The organism is Frankia sp. CoBUL1 (assembly GCF_978021245.1).
The window spans coordinates 1-4448 of record NZ_CDXDOS010000266.1; the positions used below are offsets into that span (position 1 = coordinate 1).

Here is a 4448-nt window from a genome sequence, read left to right on the forward strand (position 1 = left end):
CCCGGCCGATTCGACCATGACGGCCTTGTCGGTCAGGACCAGCACCAGCGCGCGCCTTTGCGACACCACGCACAGAGGCTCGTACGTGGCATTGAGAACCAGCGCCTCTGCCACGCGCCGACCTCCTGCCCACCGAGGGCCCCTTGCGGGCCGTTCTGCCCAGCGTCTCCGGTGACAATGGATAGTCAACCTTCTTCTGCGGCAGAACGCGAGCCTGTTTGCATGGTCATCGCCTTTCGTGCCGTGGCGCTGCACATATCTCGTGGCCTTTGTCACATGCGGGCGACCATTCTGTGATCATATCAATACGGAAAGTGCTTTTTGAGTGTAGTGGGAGACCTGGCCGGGTTGGGTTGGAGAGTGGTTGGGCCGGAGCGTGGCCGTCCGTCGACCGGATCGGGGCCCCCACCGCCGGGCCACCGGCATGGGTGAGACTGACCTGGGGCCGCAGCCCCGGCCGCCGCGAGCGCGGGAGGGCCGGTGACCTCGGCCGGCTCGGGGAACTCCGAATGATCGCAATCTACCGGAAGGATGATCGACGCCGTGACGCCCGCCCCGTCCCTGCTGGCTCAGCCTCTCATCCCGTCGCTGGGAATGTTGCTGTCCGCCTCGCCGTCACCCACCGGATCACCGGGCCCGACGTCCGGGCTGACGACGCCCACCCCGCTGCCCTCGCCGAGCCCGTCGGTGACCTCCGACCCGCTGGTGTCCCTGGAGGGCGTCGCGACCGCGCTTCGGGACGCCTGCGGGACCGATCCGGGGCTGCTGTGCCGCACCGTCTACAACACGACCCACAGTAACTATCTCGCCTCCGGGGCTGAGGTGTTCCTCGGTACCCCGATCCGCATCGCGCTCATTTTAGTGATCGCGTTCGTGGTGCGGGCGCTGCTGCACCGGTTCATCCGGCGCACCACCGACATCGGACACGCCACCGAACGGACTGGTTCCGGCAGCTGGGGCGGGTTGTTCCGGAGTTCCCGGGCCGGCTCTCTGCTAGGCGCGTTCGGCGACCCGGCAGTGCTGATGGAAAGGCGCCGTCAGCGTGCGGCGACGGTCGGTTCGCTGCTGCGCAGCGTGACGTCCATCTTCATCTTCGGCCTGGCATTCCTCAGCATCCTGGGCGAGCTGGGCATCAATCTCGCCCCCATCGTCGCCAGCGCCGGTGTGCTGGGAGTCGCGGTCGGTTTCGGTGCGCAGAACCTCGTCCGGGACTTCCTGTCGGGGATGTTCATGCTGCTGGAGGACCAGTACGGGGTGGGAGACGTGATCGATCTCGGCCCGGTCTCCGGCGCCGTGGAGGCGGTCAGTCTCCGGACGACCAGACTGCGCGACGTCGAGGGCACCGTCTGGTACGTCCGGAACGGCGAGATCACCAGGGTCGGTAACAAGAGCCAGCAATGGGCACGGACCGTGCTCGACGTTCCGCTCGACTACGACACCGAGGTCGCCACCGCCAAACGGGTGCTGGCCCGGACGGCGAACGAGCTCTGGGCGGACGCGAAGTGGAGCAGCCTCATCCTCGCCGAGCCCGAGGTCTGGGGCATGGAGACCATGACCTCGGACGGTTACACCCTGCGTGTCGCCATCAAGACCCAGCCGCTCAAGCAGTGGGAGGTCGCGCGTGAGCTGCGTGAGCGGGTCCGGACCTCGCTTGGCGCGGCTGGCATCGAGCTCGGTTCCGTGCAACGCAGTGAGGTGACCATGGTCGACGACGACGAGGAGAGCGCCGGGAGCCGTGAGGAGGACGACGCGGATCCGGATGCCGGGGTCGGCGGGGGTGACGCGGACGCGCAGGGGACGGATCTGCCGCGGGCACGGATCGACCCGCCCGCCCCCGGCTCGTCGCGCCTGAGGGGTTGATCTGGTCGGCCTGGGCGTGCCGGTCGGTCTGTCCGGGCTTGCGGTGGCTGAAACCGTCCTGAGGATCGCGGTACGTCTTCCTGAGACCGGCCCCGCGCAGCACCATCACCGCGTCGGGTGAAGGCAGACTGGGGGCGTGCGGGTACTGGTGGTGGACGACGACGCGGCTGTCCGGGAGTCCCTGGAACGCTCACTGCGGTTCGAGGGGTACGAGGTGGCCACGGCGGTGGACGGGGCGGACGCGCTCGATGTCATCGGCCGCGAGCGGCCGGACATCGTCGTGCTGGACGTGATGATGCCCCGGGTGGACGGGCTGGAGACCTGCCGTCGGCTGCGGGCCCAGGGCGACGACGTCCCGGTGCTCATGCTGACCGCTCGGGACGGCTTGGCCGACCGGGTCAGCGGCTTGGACGTCGGTGCCGACGACTACCTGGTCAAACCGTTCGCCCTGGAGGAGCTGTTCGCCCGGTTGCGGGCACTGATCCGCCGGGCGGCGTTGGCCGCGCGGGTGCGGGCGGCCGGTTCGGACGGGTCCAGGGGGATCCCCGACTCGACGCTTCGCTACGGCGGGGTCTGTCTGGATCAGGTCAGCCGCCAGGTGACCCGCGGTGATCGGGAGCTGATTCTGACCAAGACCGAGTTCGAGCTGCTGGAGTTGTTTCTCGCCCATCCGCGTCAGGTGCTCTTCCGCTCCATGATCATGGAGCGGGTTTGGGGGTATGACTTCGGCCCGACGTCGAACTCGCTGGAGGTCTTCGTGAGCTACCTGCGCCGCAAGCTCGAGGCGAACGGCGAGCCCAGGCTGTTGCACACCGTGCGCGGAGTTGGCTACGTGCTGCGTGAGCCGTCGGGGGACCGGGCGTGAGCAGTGCCCCCGACCAGGGGGCCGCGCCCTCGCCGTGGTGGCCGCAGCCGGTAGCGGGTCGCCCGGCGGTGGGGCAGCCGGTAGCGGGGCATGCGGCGGTGGGGCAGCCGGTAGCGGGGCATGCGGCGGTGAACGGGCGCGCCGGCCGGTTGGACGGGTTCGCGCGGCGCGTCCACCCGGGACGTCACCCCAGGATCCGGTTTTCCTCCCCGCTCGGTCAGCTGACGTTGCGGGCCCGGCTCGCCCTGCTCGTCGGGATGGCGGTGGCTGCCGCCGTGACGGTCGTCGCCGGGGTGTCGCTGGGGGCGACCAGCATCGTGCTGAACCAGGCCATCGACGACCAGCTCGTAGAGCAGGCTGAGGCGTCGGCGCGCACCATCCAGACCAGCCCGCTGGGGCTGGAACTGCAGGCGTTCAGCTTCGGGCTGGAGGGCCAGTTCCTCGACGCCGCCGGCAATCCGCTGGAGAACGCCGTCTCGTCCTGGAACAGCGTGCGGATCCCGGTCGACTCCGCCGACGCCGAGGTGGCCCGGCGGGAGCGGGCCCAGAACCTGCGCACGATCGCCGTTGACGGGCAGTCCTACCGGCTTGTCACGGTTCCGCTGCAACGTCCCGCGTCCGGCGGTGCATTGCAGCTCGCGCGGCCGACCACCGACGTCGACCGGACCCTGCGCGACCTCGCGCTGGTGCTGCTTGTCGTCGGGATCGTCGGGGTGGTCGGCTCGGTGCTCGCCGGACAGATCGTGGCACGTGCCGCGCTCAAACCCGTTGACGCCGCGGCCGCGGCAGCCGAGGAGGTCGCTCGCACCCAGAATTTGTCGGCGCTCATCCCGGTGACCGGATCCGACGAGATCACCCGGCTGGCGGAGAGCCTCAACAGCATGCTGCGCGCGCTGGAGGCATCTCGGGCCCGCCAGCGCCAGCTCGTCGACGATGCCAGCCACGAGCTGCGCACCCCGTTGACGAGCCTGCGTACGAACATCGAACTGTTGCTGCGCGCCGAGGCGAACCCGCATCGCGCGCTGCCCGCGGCCGACCATGAGGCACTGCTACGCGACGTGGACGCGCAGATGCGCGAACTGTCCGGCCTCGTCAGCGAACTGGTCGAGCTCGCCCGGGACGAGGCGCCTACCGAGGAGGTGGAACGGCTCGATCTCGCGGAGATCGTGCGAGCCGCGGCCGAACGGGCCCGGCGCCGCGCCACCGGCAAGAGCATCAGCATCGAGGTCGACGCGACGCCCTCGACGGTCTACGGGCGGGCGAACATGCTCGAACGGGCGATCACCAACCTGCTCGACAACGCCGTGAAGTTCTCGCCGCCCGCCTCCGTCGTCCGGGTCGGCTCCCGGGACGGCGAGGTAACCGTCGCGGATGACGGACCGGGCATCGCGCCGGAGGACCGCGTGCAGGTGTTCGACCGCTTCTACCGGGCCACCTCCGCGCGGGGCCTGCCCGGATCCGGGCTCGGCCTCGCGATCGTCGCGGATGCCGTGCACACCCACGAGGGTACCGTCACCGCGGAGAGTTCCCCGAGTGGCGGGGCGTTGCTGCGGATGCGGCTGCCGGTCGTTGGCGACCCCGGTCCGCTGGGCCCGGCCACCACACCGGGTCCGGCGCCGAACCCGCCGGACGGCGCTGCTTCGCCTCCGGACCGCGCGGGCGAGAATCCCAGGCCGTGACTTCCGACTGCCCCGCCGTGCCCACCGCACCCGCGTCTACGTCC

Annotated in this window: 3 protein-coding genes and 1 pseudogene; 3 read left to right on the plus strand and 1 reads right to left on the minus strand. The window is 70.2% G+C overall.

Annotated elements, in window-relative coordinates; all coding sequences use genetic code 11:
* A pseudogene (locus AC08OX_RS15270) lies at positions 1 to 114 on the minus strand (HNH endonuclease); the annotation flags it as partial.
* A gap of 417 nt (positions 115 to 531) precedes the next feature.
* Here AC08OX_RS15270 and AC08OX_RS15275 point away from each other — a divergent pair.
* The 3 genes from AC08OX_RS15275 (at position 532) to AC08OX_RS15285 (ending at position 4404) form a co-directional block, all read left to right on the plus strand.
* On the plus strand, positions 532 to 1860 hold the full coding sequence (locus AC08OX_RS15275) for a mechanosensitive ion channel family protein (protein WP_476608424.1): 1329 nt from the start codon (positions 532 to 534) through the stop codon (positions 1858 to 1860).
* Positions 1861 to 1996: 136 nt separating this feature from the next.
* A complete protein-coding gene (locus tag AC08OX_RS15280; protein ID WP_476608425.1) occupies positions 1997 to 2725 on the plus strand; it encodes a response regulator transcription factor in 729 nt (242 codons plus the stop codon).
* Between the two features lie 98 nt (positions 2726 to 2823).
* A complete protein-coding gene (locus tag AC08OX_RS15285) occupies positions 2824 to 4404 on the plus strand; it encodes a sensor histidine kinase (RefSeq protein ID WP_476608426.1) in 1581 nt (526 codons plus the stop codon).
* The last annotated feature ends 44 nt before the right edge of the window (positions 4405 to 4448 follow it).